Origin of the sequence: Streptomyces sp. NPDC006997 (assembly GCF_040635175.1) — a bacterium.
Taxonomy (GTDB): Bacteria; Actinomycetota; Actinomycetes; order Streptomycetales; family Streptomycetaceae; genus Streptomyces.
In genome coordinates this window covers 73,413-88,904 of record NZ_JBEYHH010000032.1, presented here as the reverse complement: position 1 = coordinate 88,904, position 15,492 = coordinate 73,413, and the positions used below count along the sequence as shown (strand labels likewise).

Below are 15,492 nucleotides of genomic sequence, written 5' to 3'. Positions count from 1 at the left end.
AAACGCCCGGTTACATTCCGAACCCGGAAGCTAAGCCTTACAGCGCCGATGGTACTGCAGGGGGGACCCTGTGGGAGAGTAGGACGCCGCCGAACTTCCTTTACAGCTCTGGCTCTTGGGTCTCTGACCCGAGAGCCAGAGCTTTTTTGCGTTGAGGTAAGGTCAGGAAGCATCGTTGGCTCGTTCCCCACAGGAGGCTCCCGGGTGGAGGTCCAGGAGACCCGTGTCCAGACGGATCGGGTCCTCACCATCCCGAACATCCTCAGCATGGCGCGGCTCGTTGGTGTGCCGCTCTTCCTGTGGCTGATCCTCAGGCCCGAGTTCGGGGGGCCCAAGAGCGATGGGTGGGCGCTGCTCGTCCTGGCGCTGAGCGGCATCAGTGACTACCTGGACGGCAAGCTCGCGCGGCGCTGGAACCAGATCAGCAGCCTTGGCCGACTTCTTGATCCCGCGGCCGACCGGCTCTACATTCTCTCGACTTTGGTGGGGCTCACCTGGCGGGAGATTCTGCCCCTCTGGTTGACCCTTGTACTGCTGGCCCGTGAGTTCGTCCTGCTGGTGATGGTGGGCATCCTCAGGCGCCACGGCTATCCGCCGCCGCAGGTGAACTTCCTGGGGAAGGCCGCGACGTTCAACCTGATGTATGCGTTTCCGCTGCTCCTGCTCAGTGACGGAAGTGGATGGATCGCGTCACTCGCTGCTATTTTCGGATGGGCGTTCGCAGGATGGGGTACAACCCTGTACTGGTGGGCAGGAGTTCTCTACGTGGTACAGGTGCGCCGTCTGGTTCGGGCGGACGCCATGGCCGATTGACTTCGCCCGATTGATGAGGCCGCAGTGGCGCGATGGCCCGCCGTGCAAAAGTGCGGGACAATGCGGGCGGGAGTAGTCGGCTAGACCGTCGTCTCTTAGAGGAGGACGCTTCCGACATGAAGGCCGTCGTGATGGCCGGTGGCGAAGGCACTCGCCTTCGTCCAATGACCTCAAGTATGCCCAAGCCGCTCCTGCCGGTGGCCAACCGGCCGATCATGGAGCACGTTCTGCGGTTGCTCAAAAGGCATGGGCTCAACGAGACCGTTGTCACGGTCCAGTTCCTCGCGTCTCTGGTGAAGAACTACTTCGGTGACGGCGAGGAACTCGGCATGGAGTTGACCTATGCCAACGAGGAGAAGCCACTCGGTACCGCTGGAAGCGTCAAGAACGCCGAGGAGGCGTTGAAGGATGACACGTTCCTCGTCATCTCCGGTGATGCCCTGACCGACTTCGACCTCACCGAGCTGATCAACTTCCACAAGGAAAAGGGGTCACTGGTCACGGTCTGTCTGACGAGGGTGCCGAATCCCCTGGAATTCGGCATCACCATCGTCGACGAAGAGGGCAAGGTCGAGCGTTTCCTGGAGAAGCCGACCTGGGGCCAGGTGTTCTCGGACACGGTGAACACGGGCATCTACGTCATGGAGCCCGAAGTGTTCAACTACGTCGAGGCGGATGTGCCCGTCGACTGGTCGGGTGATGTCTTCCCTCAGCTGATGAAGGAAGGCAAGCCGATTTACGGCTATGTCGCCGAGGGCTACTGGGAGGATGTCGGCACCCACGAGAGCTATGTGAAGGCGCAGGCCGACGTCCTGGAGGGCCAGGTCGACGTCGAGCTGGACGGGTTCGAGATCTCGCCGGGCGTGTGGGTGGCGGAGGGCGCCGAGGTACATCCCGACGCGGTGCTGCGCGGGCCGCTCTACATCGGGGACTACGCCAAGGTCGAGGCCGGCGCCGAGATCCGCGAGCACACCGTCGTCGGGTCAAACGTCGTCGTCAAGAGCGGGGCGTTCCTGCACAAGGCCGTAGTGCACGACAACGTGTACGTCGGGCAGCACAGCAATCTGCGGGGCTGTGTCGTCGGGAAGAACACCGACATCATGAGGGCCGCGCGGATCGAGGACGGGGCCGTCATCGGGGACGAGTGCCTGATCGGTGAGGAATCGATCGTCCAGGGCAACGTCCGGGTCTACCCGTTCAAGACGATCGAGGCCGGCGCCTTCGTCAACACGTCGGTCATATGGGAGTCGAGAGGCCAGGCGCATCTGTTCGGCGCGCGGGGCGTCTCCGGGATCCTGAACGTCGAGATCACGCCCGAACTGGCGGTACGGCTGGCCGGTGCCTACGCGACGACGCTGAAGAAGGGCTCCACCGTCACCACCGCCCGTGACCACTCCCGTGGTGCCCGGGCGCTGAAGAGGGCGGTGATCTCCGCCTTGCAGGCCAGCGCCATCGACGTACGGGACCTGGAGAACGTACCGCTGCCGGTGGCTCGGCAGCAGACGGCTCGGGGGAGTGCCGGTGGGATCATGATCCGGACCACGCCCGGTGTGCCGGACTCGGTGGACATCATGTTCTTCGACGGGCAGGGCGCGGACCTGTCACAGGGCAGTCAGCGCAAGCTGGACCGGGTGTTCGCGCGGCAGGAGTACCGGCGGGCGTTCCCCGGGGAGATCGGGGACCTGCACTTCCCGGCGAGCGTCTTCGACTCGTACACCGGGTCGCTGTTGCGGAACGTCGACACGACCGGGATCGCCGAGTCGGGGCTGAAGGTCGTCGTCGACGCGTCGAACGGCAGTTCCGGGCTGGTGCTGCCCAGCCTGCTGGGCAAGCTGGGTGTGGACTCGCTGACGATCAACCCCGGCCTCGACGAGTCGAGACCGACGGAGTCGGCGGAGGCGCGGCGGTCCGGGCTGGTCCGGTTGGGAGAGATCGTCGCGTCCGCGCGGGCCGCGTTCGGTGTGCGGTTCGACCCCGTCGGTGAGCGGCTGTCGCTGGTCGACGAGAAGGGGCGGATCGTCGAGGACGACCGGGCCCTGCTGGTCCTGCTCGATCTGGTGGCCGCCGAGCGGCGCAGCGGGCGGGTGGCGCTGCCGGTGACCACGACCAGGATCGCCGAGCAGGTGGCGGCGTACCACGGGACCCAGGTGGACTGGACGACCACCTCACCGGACGATCTGACGAGGGTCGGGCGGGACGAGTCGACGATCTTCGGCGGGGACGGCAAGGGCGGGTTCATCGTCCCGGAGTTCAGCAGTGTCTTCGACGGTACGGCGGCCTTCGTACGGCTGATCGGACTGGTGGCGCGGACGCAGCTCACGCTCAGCCAGATCGACGCGCGGATCCCGCGCGCACACGTCCTGAAGCGGGATCTGGCGACCCCCTGGGCCGTCAAGGGCCTGGTGATGCGGAGGGTCGTCGAGGCGGCCGGAGAACGCGACGTGGACACCACGGACGGGGTACGGGTGGTGGAGTCCGACGGGCGCTGGGTGCTGGTGCTGCCCGACCCGGCCGAGGCGGTCACCCATCTGTGGGCGGAGGGGCCGGACGACGCCTCCGCGCAGGCCCTGCTCGACGAGTGGTCGGCGGTGGTGGACAGCGCCGGACGCTAAAACACCCCGCACGCGCGCGTGCCGGACAAGTGTCCCCAAGGGGGCCTGTCCGGCACGCCGGTGGGGCCGTTCGGAGGTAGTGGTCGCGCCATGCGACGATGTGCGACATGCCGCAGCAGCCCCCCGTTCGGAGCACACCGCCACGCCCGGCGCGTCCGGACGCTTCCATGTCGCTGCTCACCAACGTCATGGACCACAGCCTCGACGACGGTTACGCCGAGGCGGCGGCGCGCAAGGAGGCCGCGGGGGCCGGGGGGCTGCCCAAGACGCTCCGCGCGAAGCTCGGCCTGGCCGCCGGTCTGGTGCTGGCGGCCCTGGTCGTGACCGTGGGCGCGGCGCAGGCGCGGGTCGCCGCACCCGTCGTGGCCAAGGAGCGCGAGGAGCTGATCGACCGCATCGAGAGCGAGACCGCCGCGGCGGACAAGCTGGAGAGCGGCGTCGACGAACTGCGCGACGAGGTGGGCGCGCGTCAGCGCGAGGCGCTCAAGGAGAGCGGCGACGGGGACCGTACGGCGCTGCTGGGGATCCTCTCCGGCGCCGCGGAAGTGCGCGGTCCCGGGGTGGAGTTGGTCGTCAACGACGCCGAGGACACCTCGGCGGGCGGGAACGGCGACCCGCGCGGGACGTCGGGTTTCTCCGACACGGGGCGGGTGCGGGACCGGGACATGCAGCGCGTGGTGAACGGACTGTGGGAGTCCGGTGCCGAGGCCGTCTCGATCAACGGGCAGCGGCTGACGGCGCTGTCCGCGATCAGGGCGGCGGGCGACGCCATACTGGTCGACAACAGGCCGCTGGTGCCGCCGTACACGGTCCTCGCGGTGGGGGACGGGGGCGAGCTGAAGCGCCGGTTCCAGGAGAGCGCGGACGGGCTCTACCTGGACGCCTTGAAGGACAGTTTCGGCATCCGCACCAGCATCTCCGTGGAGGACGGTCTCCGGCTGGCCGCGGCGCCCAGTGTGATCGTCCGTACCGCTGAGCCGCTGACCGGGACAGCACAGCCGAGAACCGAGAAGAACTGAGGTAGGCACAACGTGATCGCCGTACTGGGCCTCGTCGTGGGAGTCGTGGCCGGCCTGTTGGTCCGGCCCGAGGTTCCGGCGGCCGTCGAGCCTTATCTGCCGATCGCCGTGGTCGCGGCGCTCGACGCCGTCTTCGGTGGCCTGCGGGCCATGCTCGACGGGATCTTCGACGACAAGGTCTTCGTGGTGTCGTTCCTGTCGAACGTGGTCGTGGCCGCGCTGATCGTCTTCCTCGGTGACGAGCTGGGTGTGGGCGCGCAGCTGTCCACCGGTGTCGTGGTCGTCCTCGGCATCCGTATCTTCTCCAACGCCGCGGCGATCCGACGGCACGTGTTCCGGGCGTGAGGGCGATGGGCGAGAAGGACGAGGCGCCGGAGAACCGGCTGCGCAGGGAACTGCCCGCGGAGGTGCCCGCGCAGACACGGCGGCCCGAGGCTCCGGAGCAGGCCGGTGAGCCGGAGCTGACCGGCCGGCAGCGGCTGGCGCAGGGGCTGTGGCCGCCGCGGGTGACCCGGGCGCAACTGATCGTCGCGCTGCTGCTGTTCGGGCTCGGTTTCGGGCTGGCCGTCCAGGTCGCCTCCAACAGCGACGGCGACAGCGCGCTGCGGGGCGCGCGTCAGGAAGATCTTGTACGCATCCTCGATGAACTCGACGACCGTACCCAGCGTCTAGAAGACGAGAAGCAGGATCTTGAGGAGCAGCGGGACGAGCTGGAGAACAGCTCGGACCAGGCCGAGGAAGCCCGCAGGCAGCGGATCGAGAAGGAGCGGCAACTCGGGATCCTGGCGGGGACCGTGGCGGCGCAGGGACCCGGCATCACGATGACGATCGACGACACGAAGGGGACGGTCGAGGCGCACATGCTGCTCGACGCGGTGCAGGAGCTGCGCGCGGCCGGTGCGGAGGCGATCCAGGTCAACGGGGTGCGCGTGGTCGCCGGTACCTACCTGACGGCGTCGGGGTCGGGGAAAAGCGTCAGCGTCGACGGGAACAAGATCAACGCGCCCTATCGTTTCCAGGTCATCGGCAAGCCGCAGGACCTCGAACCGGCGCTCAACATCCCAGGAGGCGTGGTGCAGATGCTGGAGAAGGAGCAGGCCACCGTTACTGTGGAGCGGTCGGACAAGATCGTCGTGGATGCCTTGCGGGCGGCGAAGCGGCCTGACTACGCTCGGTCGTCCTCCCCGTGAACCGGCGGTGCATGGGAGAGGTCCGGCCAGGGCATGAGGTTGCGGGGGGTCGGCGCACCGAATGGGTGGTGCGTGGTGGAAACTGTCTGGTGGAGACGGACGTTGTGAAGGTGTCCGGGTCGGCCAGAGTGTGCAGTCAGGGTTCGTCCTGCCCCACGGGCGGGTCTGTTTCGGTCAAGGGGAATCGCCCGTGAAGTTGTTTGCGAAGTTGTTCGGCAAGAGCGCGCGAGAGGGCCGCGAGAACGCGACCGCTCGGCACCGCGCACAGCCCGACGCGGAGGGCCAGCGCCCGCTGTACCGGGATCAGGTGGCGGGTCAGGGAGGTGGCGTTCCCGGAGGTCAGGGCGCGCCGTCTGTTGACCCTGCCCAGGCCGCGGGCATAGGTTTCGGGCAACCGTCGACCTCAGGTACGGGTGGAGGGTTTACCGGCGACCCGTACGCGTCCCAAGCCCCCGGGGGGCAGCCGCGGCAGGAGGATCCGTCCATGTCGGCGCTGGTGTGTACGAGGTGCGGTAACCGCAACGCGGAGAACAGCCGCTTCTGCTCCAACTGCGGTGCGCCGCTGCGTGCCGGGGCGACGGCGGAGCGTCCGTCGGAGACGACGTCCACGATCTCCATCAGCGGTCTCGAAGCCTACGACGCCGAGGCCACCGGCCAGACGGCGGTGCCGATGCTCTCGCCCGAGGCGCAGGCGGCCGTCGACGCGCTGCCGCTGGGCTCCGCGCTGCTGGTCGTGCGCCGGGGGCCGAACTCGGGCAGCCGCTTCCTGCTGGACAGCGACCTGACCACGGCCGGGCGGCACCCGCAGAGCGACATCTTCCTGGACGACGTCACGGTCTCGCGCCGCCATGTGGAGTTCCGGCGCAGCCCCGACGGATCGTTCACGGTCGCCGACGTGGGTTCCCTGAACGGCACGTACGTCAACCGTGAGCGGATCGACCAGGTCGCGCTGTCGAACGGCGACGAGGTCCAGATCGGCAAGTACCGACTGGTCTTCTACGCCAGCCGGCACGGCATCTGATCCGCCCCCGGACCCGGTCCGGGGGAACTGCGAGGGAACGTCCATGCTGCGAACACCGAGCGGCGGTGCCGGGCGCGGTACCGCCGCCACGGACAGTGGGCTGATGAGCATCGGCACGGTGCTGAACGTGCTGCGTGAGGAGTTCCCCGAGGTCACCATCTCCAAGATCCGTTTCCTGGAGTCGGAAGGGCTGATCGAGCCGCAGCGGACGCCGTCGGGTTACCGCAAGTTCAGCTCCGGGGACGTCGAGCGGCTCGGGTTGGTGCTGCGGATGCAGCGGGACCACTATCTGCCGCTCAAGGTGATCCGTGAGCACCTGGAGGCCGTGGTGCGCGGTGAGGCCGTTCCGCTTCCGGTGCTGGGCCAGCAGCGGCAGGACGACGCGGAAGCCGTCCCCGAGCCCTGTGAGGGGCCTACGGCGGCCCGGATCGGCCGGGCCGAGCTGCTGGCCGCCGCCGGGATCGGCGAGGCGGAGCTGGTCGAGTGGGAGTCGTACGGACTGATCGCGGCGCTGCCCGACGGGGCGTACGACGCCGAGGTGGTCACCGTGGCGGCGCTCGTCGCCGAGCTCGGGCGGTTCGGGATCGAGCCACGGCACCTGCGGCTGATGAAGGCCGCGGCCGACCGTGAGGCGGGGCTGGTGGACCAGGTGGTGGCGCCGCTGCGGCGGCACCGCAATCCGCAGACCAGGACGCACGCCGAGGCCCGTACGAGGGAGCTGGCGGGGCTGACCATGCGGCTGCACGCGGCGCTGGTGCGGACGGCGCTCGGGGTCCGGCTGCCGTAAAGCCGGTGTACTGGGTTCGCCGGGCCCGTGGCGGGCTCCGTGGCTGGTCGCGGGGGGTGTGGGGCAGTGGGTGAGCGGGGTTCGGGCGGGGTCGGTCCGGCCGGTCCATGGTGGCCCGACTACCCAAACGTCCCGGGCACGTCCTAGGGTTGCTGTGTGAACGAGCTCGATGTCGTAGGTGTCCGGGTCGAAATGCCCTCCAACCAACCGATCGTGCTCCTGCGTGAAGTGGGAGGCGACCGTTACCTCCCCATCTGGATCGGGCCGGGGGAGGCGACGGCGATCGCTTTCGCCCAGCAGGGCATGGCCCCCGCACGGCCGCTGACCCACGACCTGTTCAAGGACGTGCTGGAGGCCATCGGCCAGGAGCTGACCGAAGTGCGCATCACGGACCTGCGTGAAGGGGTCTTCTACGCGGAGCTGGTCTTCGCCAGCGGTGTCGAGGTGAGCGCCAGGCCGTCCGACGCCATAGCGCTGGCCCTGCGCACCGGCACGCCGATCTACGGCAGCGACGGAGTGCTCGACGACGCCGGTATCGCGATTCCGGACGAGCAGGAGGACGAGGTGGAGAAGTTCCGCGAGTTCCTCGACCAGATCTCGCCGGAGGACTTCGGCACCAGCAGCCAGTGAGCCGTGTGGTCGGCCCGACGGACCGGTGGTCCGTGCGGGTCGTCCTCCGGTCGACGACCGCTCGCGTTCTGGCGTGTGCCGGGGGCTGGTGAGGGCGTCACGGGGCCCGTCACGAGAGCATTCGGCTAGCCTTTCCCCGCGGTGGGGCACGGGAAACCACTCTTAGGGTGATTATCACTCGGCGTGCCGAGTGTGGCGATCGTTGACGCACCCTTGGTGACTGCCTACCGTCGAGAAGGCAGGTCAAGGACGGAGGTCGGCGTGAGAAGCAGCGGCGACGGTACGGCTGGGGGTGCCCCCGGACGCATTCCGGGGGAGAGCGGTCCGTACCCTCCCTCAAGCTCGCGGCTCCGCTCGAACGGGGGATATCCCCAGGTCCGGGCGGCCGATCACGCGGTGCAGCGCCCGTCGGCCGTGCCCAGCAGCGGAGGGGCGGCGTCCATGGCATCCGAAGAGATCGGCTATCGGGGCCCGACGGCGTGCGCCGCCGCCGGGATCACCTACCGACAGCTCGACTACTGGGCCCGCACCGGGCTGGTCGAGCCGAGCGTGCGACCCGCCCACGGTTCGGGCACGCAGCGGCTCTACAGTTTCCGGGACGTCGTGGTCCTGAAGATCGTCAAGCGGTTCCTGGACACCGGGGTGTCCCTGCAGAACATCCGTAGCGCCGTCCAGCACCTGCGGGAGCGCGGGTTCCGGGATCTTGAGCGGATGACGCTGATGAGCGACGGTGCGACGGTGTACGAGTGCACCTCGTCCGACGAGGTCCACGCGCTGCTCCAGGGTGGGCAGGGGATCTTCGGGATCGCGGTGGGTGTGGTGTGGCGGGACGTCGAGAACGCGTTGTCGCAGCTGCACGGGGAGCGGGTGGACACCGGGGAGACGCTGGTCGGCCACAATCCGGCGGATGAGCTGGCGCGGCGGCGTAACCGGGCGGTGTGAGGCCGCGTGGGGGCCGGGGTCGCTGAGAATCGCTTCGGTCCTTGAGAGGCCCGTCGGGGGTCTTGGTGGAGTGCTTCGCGGGGCGCTTCTGTGGGGTGTTGTCAGTGGTGTGAGGCAGCATCGGAGAGGTGAGAACCGCGCCCACGATCCTGCATCTCGACATGGATGCCTTCTACGCCTCGGTGGAGCAGGCGTCCAAGCCGAGCCTGCGTGGGAAGGCCGTCGTCGTGGGCGGGCTGGGGCCGCGGGGGGTGGTGGCCACCGCGTCGTACGAGGCCCGGGTGTTCGGGGTGCACTCGGCGATGCCCGTGGCGCAGGCGCGGCGGCTCGCGCCGAACGCCGCGTACCTCGTGCCGCGGTTCCAGCTCTACCGGTCGGTCAGCGAGCAGGTCATGGAGCTGCTGCGGGCGCTGTCGCCGCTGGTGGAGCCGCTCAGCCTGGATGAGGCGTTCGTCGACCTGGAAGCCGGGGGAGCGGCCTGGGACGAGACCTCGGCGCGGCTGGTGGGGAGCAGGCTGCGGGCGGACATCCGGCGGGTCACGGGGCTCACCGGGTCGGTGGGGCTCGCCGCCTCCAAGATGCTGGCGAAGATCGCCTCCGAGCAGGCCAAGCCCGACGGGCTCGTGGTGATCGAGCCTGGTACCGAGCGGGCGCTGCTGGGGCCGCTGCCGGTGCGGACGCTGCCGGGGGTGGGGCCCGCGACCGGTGACCATCTGCGGCGGGCCGGGATCACCACGGTGGGGGAGATCGCCGAGGCGGGGGAGGACGAGCTGGTCCGGCTGCTGGGGAAGGCGCACGGCCACGCGCTGTACGCGATGGCGTTGGCGCGGGACGAGCGGGCGGTGGTGGCTGAGCGGGAGACCAAGTCCGTCTCGGTCGAGGACACGTATGACGTGGACATCCACGACCGGGTGCGGGTGGGGCTGGAGGTGCAGCGGCTCGCGGAGCGGTGTGTGCGGCGGTTGCGGGCGGCGGGGTTGTCCGGGCGGACGATCGTGCTGAAGGTGCGGCGGTACGACTTCTCGACGCTGACGCGGTCGGAGACGCTGCGGGGGCCTACGGATGATGCGGTGGTGGTGCGGGAGGCTGCCGCGCGGTTGTTGGAGGGGGTGGACACGACCGGGGGCGTGCGGTTGTTGGGGGTAGGGGTGAGTGGGCTCGCGGACTACACGCAGGAGGACTTGTTCGCGCAGGCGGTGGGAGGCGGGGAGGAGGTGGGGGGTGAGTCGGAGGAACGGCTGGATGGTGAGGAGGGGGAGCGGGAGCGGCGGGACGGGGAGGTTGGTGTGGGGGGTGAGCGGCGGTGGGCGCCGGGGGTCGATGTGCGTCACGCGGAGTACGGGTACGGGTGGGTGCAGGGGAGTGGCGTGGGGCGGGTGACCGTGCGGTTTGAGACGCCGGGGTCGTTGCCCGGTCGGGTGCGGACGTTCCTGATCGGGGATCCGGAGTTGGTGGGGGTGGAGCCGTTGCCGTTGGTGCCGGGGGTTCCAGCGTGAGCCGGGGTGGGGGCCGGCGTGGGGGCCGGCGTGGGGGTGGGGCGCGCGGCCCGGCGCTGCGGGGTGCCTCTCCCAAGCTCTGCCAGCAGGGGTACCCCCAGCGCCCACCCGTGCCGCCCCGGCGGCACGGCTGTCCGCAGTTCGGCGAGCAGGTGGGTCTGTGGAGCTGGGGGCTCAGGCGTCGGCCTCTTCTGTGGGGGCGGGGGTGATGTCCAGGGCGTAGTGGTGGTAGAGCTGGAGTTCCTGTTCGGGGGAGAGGTGGCGGCCTACGCCGAAGTCGGGGGCGTCCTTGATCAGGGTGCGGTCGAAGGGGACGTGGAGGGTGCCGTCGACCAGTTCGCTGGGTTCGAGGGGGACGAAGGCGTCCCTGCTGAAGAGGCCGGTGCGTATGGCGGCCCATTCGGGGACGCCGGTGGCGTCGTCGAGGTAGACCTCGTCGACGGTGCCGATCTTGACGCCGTTGCGGTCGAACGCCTTGCGGCCGATCAGGTTGCGCGGATCGATGTCGGTCTGCACGGGCCCTCCAACTGGTCGCAAGTCATCCGTTACGGCGTGGCTCGTAGCGGTTCGGGCGCTTTGCTCCGGTTACTACGAAAGGGCAGATTGAGGAGGGCGGCCACTCGAAGAAGTCGGTCTTGTGTGCGCTGGTAGGCTGGCAGACGGCTGCTGACCCTGTGCGGGAGAGTCCTCCAGACACCATCGGAGGCGCCGAAGGAGCAAATCCTCCCCGGAATCTCTCAGGCCCACGTACCGCACGGACGAGGTCACTCTGGAAAGCAGGGCGGGTGTCGACGGCGTCCGCCCTCACCGACGGTGAAAACCGGAGGCCCGCGGGTGTCCGGTGAAGCTCTCAGGTTGAGATGACAGAGGGGGAGGCCGTTGGGGCACCCGTTTCGCGGTGTCCCCCGAAGGTCGTGTCAGACCATGGAGGCCTCCGTATGACCGCCCATCGCATTCCCCTCGCCGAGCTCGAGCGGGGCATCGCCTTCGAGCAGCGCCATATCGGACCCGACCAGGAGGCGCGGGCGAAGATGCTCGCGCAGGTCGGCTACGGCTCGCTCGACGAGTTGACCGCCGCCGCGGTCCCGGATGTGATCAAGAACGCCGAGTCGCTGGAGCTGCCGGAGGCGCGGAGCGAGGCCGAGGTGCTGGCCGAGCTGCGGTCGCTGGCGGACCGTAACCAGGTGCTCGGTTCCATGATCGGGCTTGGGTACTACGGGACCTTCACACCGCCCGTGATCTTGCGCAACGTCATGGAGAACCCGGCCTGGTACACGGCCTACACGCCCTACCAGCCGGAGATCTCCCAGGGGCGACTCGAGGCGCTGCTGAACTTCCAGACCGTCGTCGCCGACCTCACCGGGCTGCCGACCTCGGGCGCATCGTTGCTCGACGAGGGCACCGCCGCCGCCGAGGCCATGGCGCTGTCGCGGCGCATGGGCAAGAACAAGAAGGGCCTCTTCCTGGTCGACGCGGACGCCCTGCCGCAGACCATCGCCGTGATACGGACCCGCGCCGAGCCGACCGGGGTGGAGGTCGTCGTCGCCGACCTGAGCGGGGGGATCCCGGCCGACGTCGCCGGGCGGGAGATCAACGGGGTGCTGCTCCAGTACCCCGGCGCCTCCGGCGTCGTACGGGACCTGGCGCCCGTGATCGCGCAGGCCCACGAGCTGGGTGCGGTCGTCACCGTCGCCGCCGACCTGCTGGCGCTCACGCTGCTGAAGTCGCCGGGTGAGCTGGGCGCGGACATCGCGGTCGGTACGACCCAGCGGTTCGGTGTGCCGATGGGCTTCGGCGGGCCGCACGCCGGTTACATGGCCGTACGGGAGAAGTTCGCGCGCAGCCTGCCCGGGCGGCTCGTGGGGGTCTCCGTGGACGCCGACGGGCACAAGGCGTACCGGCTCGCGTTGCAGACGCGGGAGCAGCACATCCGGCGTGAGAAGGCCACCAGCAACATCTGTACCGCTCAGGTGCTGCTCGCCGTGATGGCCGGGATGTACGCCGTGTACCACGGGCCCGAGGGGCTGAAGGGGATCGCCGCGCGGACGCACAGGTACGCCGCCATCCTCGCCGCCGGGCTCGTCGCCGGGGGCGTCGAGGTCGTGCACGGGTCCTTCTTCGACACCGTCACCGCGCGGGTTCCCGGGCGTGCCGGTGCGGTCGTCGAGGCCGCCCGGGACAACGGCGTCAACCTGCGGCGCGTCGACGCCGACCAGGTGTCGATCGCCTGTGACGAGACCACCACCCGGGCGCAGCTGGCCGCCGTATGGGACGCCTTCGGGGTCGAGGGTGACGTCGAGGCGCTGGATGAGGGGAGCGCGGACGCGCTGCCGGAGGCGTTGCTGCGGGGTGACGAGTTCCTGACCCATCCCGTCTTCCGCCAGCACCGGTCCGAGACCGCCATGCTGCGGTACCTGCGGCGGCTCGCCGACCGGGACTACGCGCTGGACCGGGGCATGATCCCGCTGGGCTCCTGCACGATGAAGCTCAACGCGACCACCGAGATGGAGCCGGTCACCTGGCCGGAGTTCGGTCAGCTGCACCCGTTCGCGCCCGCCGAGCAGGCCGGGGGCTACCTCACGCTCATCCGTGAGCTGGAGGAGCGGCTCGCCGAGGTCACCGGGTACGACAAGGTCAGCCTCCAGCCCAACGCCGGGTCGCAGGGGGAGCTGGCCGGTCTGCTCGCCGTACGCGGGTACCACCGGGCCAACGGGGACGAGCAGCGGACCGTGTGTCTGATCCCGTCCTCCGCGCACGGGACCAACGCGGCGAGCGCCGTGATGGCCGGGATGAAGGTCGTCGTCGTGCAGACCGCCGAGGACGGCGAGATCGACGTCGAGGACCTCCGGGCGAAGATCGAGCGGTACCGTGACGAGCTGGCGGTGCTGATGATCACGTACCCGTCCACGCACGGCGTGTTCGAGGAGCACGTCGCCGACATCTGCGCCCGGGTCCACGAGGCCGGGGGGCAGGTCTACGTCGACGGGGCCAACCTCAACGCGCTGGTCGGGCTCGCCAGGCCGGGCCACTTCGGCGGCGACGTCTCCCACCTGAACCTGCACAAGACGTTCTGCATCCCGCACGGCGGCGGCGGTCCCGGAGTCGGCCCGGTGGCCGTACGGTCCCACCTGGCGCCGTACCTGCCGAACCACCCGCTCCAGCCCGCGGCCGGGCCTGAGACGGGCGTGGGGCCCGTCTCCGCGGCGCCCTGGGGCTCCGCGGGCATCCTGCCCATCTCCTGGGCGTACGTCCGGCTGATGGGCGGCGAGGGGCTCAAGCGGGCCACCCAGGTGGCCGTCCTCAGCGCCAACTACATCGCCAAGCGGCTCGAACCGCACTACCCGGTGCTCTACACCGGGCCGGGCGGGCTCGTCGCGCACGAGTGCATCATCGACCTGCGGCCGCTGACCAAGGCGACCGGCGTGAGCGTCGACGACGTCGCCAAGCGGCTCATCGACTACGGCTTCCACGCGCCGACGATGTCGTTCCCGGTGGCCGGGACGCTGATGATCGAGCCGACCGAGTCGGAGGACCTGGTCGAGCTGGACCGGTTCTGCGAGGCGATGATCGCCATACGCGGGGAGATCGAGAAGGTCGGGGCGGGGGAGTGGCCCGCCGACGACAACCCGCTGCGCAACGCTCCGCATACCGCGGCTTCTGTCGGTGGGGCCTGGGAGCACGCCTACAGCCGGGAGGACGCGGTGTTCCCGGGTGGGGTGTCCGTCGCGGACAAGTACTGGCCGCCGGTGCGGAGGATCGACCAGGCCTTCGGGGACCGGAACCTGGTGTGTTCCTGCCCGCCGCTGGACGCGTACGAGGACTGAGGGCCGTTCCTCGGGTGCGGGTGTGTTGTGGCCGGTCGCGCGGTTGCCCGCACCCCTGAGGGGCGCTTCCCTGAGCGCGTTCCGATGACTTACGCCGGGTAGGCGTGCGTCTGGGACGCCTTCACCGTGGCCCAGACCTTCGCTCCCGGGTGCAGGTCCAGTTCCGCCGCCGCGATCGTCGTCAGGTCGGCCGTGAGGGTGAGGTCGCCCTTCAGGGCGGCGCGGATCTGGTCGCCGTGTGTCTCCAGGCCCGTGACCTCGCAGTGCCAGAGGTTGCGGGCGCTGGAGCCGGTGGGGCGGGCGCGGTGCAGGGTGACCGCGTTCGGGGGGAAGGCGACGAACGCCGGGCCCGTGAGGTGTTCCGTGGTGGTGATCGCCGGTCCGGTGGTCACGTGGACCGTGTGGCCGTCCGCCTCGCCCTGGTAGAGGTTCAGGCCCACCAGCTGGGCGATGTAGTCGGTGCGCGGGCGGCGGGCGATGTCCGCGGGGGTGCCCTCCTGGACGACCCGGCCGTCCTCGACCACCACCAGACGGTCGGCCAGCACCATGGCGTCGAGCGGGTCGTGGGTGACGAGGACGGCGACCGCCTCGAAGTCCGCCAGATGGCGGCGGAGCCCGGCGCGCACCTCAAGGCGGGTACGGGCGTCCAGCGCGGCCAGGGGCTCGTCCAGGAGGAGCAGCCGGGGGTGGGTGGCCAGGGCGCGGGCGAGGGCCACGCGCTGCGCCTGGCCGCCGGAGAGCCGCCGGGGCCTGGCGGTGGCGTGGTCGGTGAGGCCCATGCGGGCCAGCCACTCGGCCGCCCGCGCGCGGGCCGCCGCCTTGGGCACTCCCCGGCAGCGCGGGCCGAACGCCACGTTGTCGAGGGCCGTGAGGTGCGGGAAGAGCAGGTAGTCCTGGAAGACGACGCCGACCGGGCGGGACTCGGGCGGGGTGCCGTCCAGGTCGCGGCCGTCGAGGCGCAGGTGGCCGCCGGTGAGCGGGGTGAGGCCGGCGAGGGCGCGCAGGGCGGTGGTCTTGCCCGCGCCGTTGGGTCCGAGGAGCGCGACGACGTCGCCGGGGGCGGCGCCGAGCGCGACGTCGAGGTGGAAGGCGCCGCGGTCGACGACGAGGTGGGCGTCGAGGCCGCCGCGGAGGTCGGTCATGGGAGGGGCTTCCCTG

The 15,492-nt window shown here is 70.1% G+C and carries 13 protein-coding genes, 1 rRNA gene and 1 riboswitch; of the genes, 12 read left to right on the top strand and 2 right to left on the bottom strand.

Features of this window, described 5'->3' with window-relative positions; translation table 11 throughout:
* From rrf to ABZ659_RS27700, 11 genes are all read left to right on the top strand, one after another.
* Positions 1-95, top strand: a 5S ribosomal RNA gene (gene rrf / locus ABZ659_RS27750); the annotation flags it as partial.
* Between the two features lie 109 nt (positions 96-204).
* Positions 205-813: a CDP-alcohol phosphatidyltransferase family protein gene (locus ABZ659_RS27745; protein ID WP_360225074.1), complete on the top strand. Its 609-nt coding sequence runs from the start codon at positions 205-207 to the stop codon at positions 811-813.
* A gap of 116 nt (positions 814-929) precedes the next feature.
* On the top strand, positions 930-3,425 hold the full coding sequence (locus ABZ659_RS27740) for a mannose-1-phosphate guanyltransferase (RefSeq protein WP_360225072.1): 2,496 nt from the start codon (positions 930-932) through the stop codon (positions 3,423-3,425).
* A gap of 107 nt (positions 3,426-3,532) precedes the next feature.
* On the top strand, positions 3,533-4,444 hold the full coding sequence (locus tag ABZ659_RS27735; protein WP_360225070.1) for a DUF881 domain-containing protein: 912 nt from the start codon (positions 3,533-3,535) through the stop codon (positions 4,442-4,444).
* Between the two features lie 12 nt (positions 4,445-4,456).
* On the top strand, positions 4,457-4,789 hold the full coding sequence (locus ABZ659_RS27730; protein ID WP_360225068.1) for a small basic family protein: 333 nt from the start codon (positions 4,457-4,459) through the stop codon (positions 4,787-4,789).
* 5 nt (positions 4,790-4,794) lie between these two features.
* Positions 4,795-5,634, top strand: coding sequence for a DUF881 domain-containing protein (locus ABZ659_RS27725; protein WP_360225066.1), 840 nt, complete (start codon positions 4,795-4,797; stop codon positions 5,632-5,634).
* A gap of 61 nt (positions 5,635-5,695) precedes the next feature.
* Positions 5,696-6,655, top strand: coding sequence for an FHA domain-containing protein (locus ABZ659_RS27720; RefSeq protein ID WP_360225064.1), 960 nt, complete (start codon positions 5,696-5,698; stop codon positions 6,653-6,655).
* Positions 6,656-6,698: 43 nt separating this feature from the next.
* Positions 6,699-7,442: a MerR family transcriptional regulator gene (locus ABZ659_RS27715; protein WP_360225062.1), complete on the top strand. Its 744-nt coding sequence runs from the start codon at positions 6,699-6,701 to the stop codon at positions 7,440-7,442.
* A 156-nt stretch (positions 7,443-7,598) separates the two neighbouring features.
* Positions 7,599-8,072 (top strand): bifunctional nuclease family protein, encoded by a 474-nt coding sequence (locus ABZ659_RS27710; protein ID WP_360225060.1) that lies wholly within the window; start codon positions 7,599-7,601, stop codon positions 8,070-8,072.
* Between the two features lie 261 nt (positions 8,073-8,333).
* Positions 8,334-9,014 carry a MerR family transcriptional regulator gene (locus ABZ659_RS27705; protein WP_360225058.1) on the top strand — a complete coding sequence of 227 codons (681 nt, stop codon included), beginning with the start codon at positions 8,334-8,336 and terminating at the stop codon, positions 9,012-9,014.
* Between the two features lie 128 nt (positions 9,015-9,142).
* Complete coding sequence (locus tag ABZ659_RS27700) at positions 9,143-10,510, top strand: DNA polymerase IV (protein WP_360225056.1); 1,368 nt, start codon at positions 9,143-9,145, stop codon at positions 10,508-10,510.
* Positions 10,511-10,684: 174 nt separating this feature from the next.
* Here the strand turns inward: ABZ659_RS27700 and ABZ659_RS27695 are convergent, their stop codons facing one another.
* Entirely contained in the window at positions 10,685-11,026 is a 342-nt protein-coding gene (locus tag ABZ659_RS27695; RefSeq protein WP_360225054.1) for a PRC-barrel domain-containing protein, read from the bottom strand.
* Between the two features lie 151 nt (positions 11,027-11,177).
* Positions 11,178-11,273, top strand: a riboswitch (glycine riboswitch).
* 175 nt (positions 11,274-11,448) lie between these two features.
* On the opposite strand from ABZ659_RS27695, the gene gcvP reads away from it, so the two are divergent.
* A complete protein-coding gene (gene gcvP / locus ABZ659_RS27690) occupies positions 11,449-14,334 on the top strand; it encodes an aminomethyl-transferring glycine dehydrogenase (protein ID WP_360225052.1) in 2,886 nt (961 codons plus the stop codon).
* A gap of 89 nt (positions 14,335-14,423) precedes the next feature.
* Here gcvP and ABZ659_RS27685 read toward each other — a convergent pair whose 3' ends face one another.
* Positions 14,424-15,476, bottom strand: a complete 1,053-nt coding sequence (locus ABZ659_RS27685) for an ABC transporter ATP-binding protein (protein WP_360225050.1) — start codon at positions 15,474-15,476, stop codon at positions 14,424-14,426.
* Positions 15,477-15,492: the final 16 nt, after the last annotated feature.

Excerpts from the sequence above, each read along its gene's own strand:
- ABZ659_RS27740 (WP_360225072.1), top strand. The coding sequence starts at position 930 with ATGAAGGCCGTCGTGATGGCCGGTGGCGAAGGCACTCGCCTTCGTCCA.
- ABZ659_RS27735 (WP_360225070.1), top strand. The coding sequence starts at position 3,533 with ATGCCGCAGCAGCCCCCCGTTCGGAGCACACCGCCACGCCCGGCGCGT.
- ABZ659_RS27725 (WP_360225066.1), top strand. The coding sequence starts at position 4,795 with ATGGGCGAGAAGGACGAGGCGCCGGAGAACCGGCTGCGCAGGGAACTG.
- ABZ659_RS27720 (WP_360225064.1), top strand. The coding sequence starts at position 5,696 with ATGGGTGGTGCGTGGTGGAAACTGTCTGGTGGAGACGGACGTTGTGAA.
- ABZ659_RS27715 (WP_360225062.1), top strand. The coding sequence starts at position 6,699 with ATGCTGCGAACACCGAGCGGCGGTGCCGGGCGCGGTACCGCCGCCACG.
- gcvP (WP_360225052.1), top strand. The coding sequence starts at position 11,449 with ATGACCGCCCATCGCATTCCCCTCGCCGAGCTCGAGCGGGGCATCGCC.
- ABZ659_RS27685 (WP_360225050.1), bottom strand. The coding sequence starts at position 15,476 with ATGACCGACCTCCGCGGCGGCCTCGACGCCCACCTCGTCGTCGACCGC.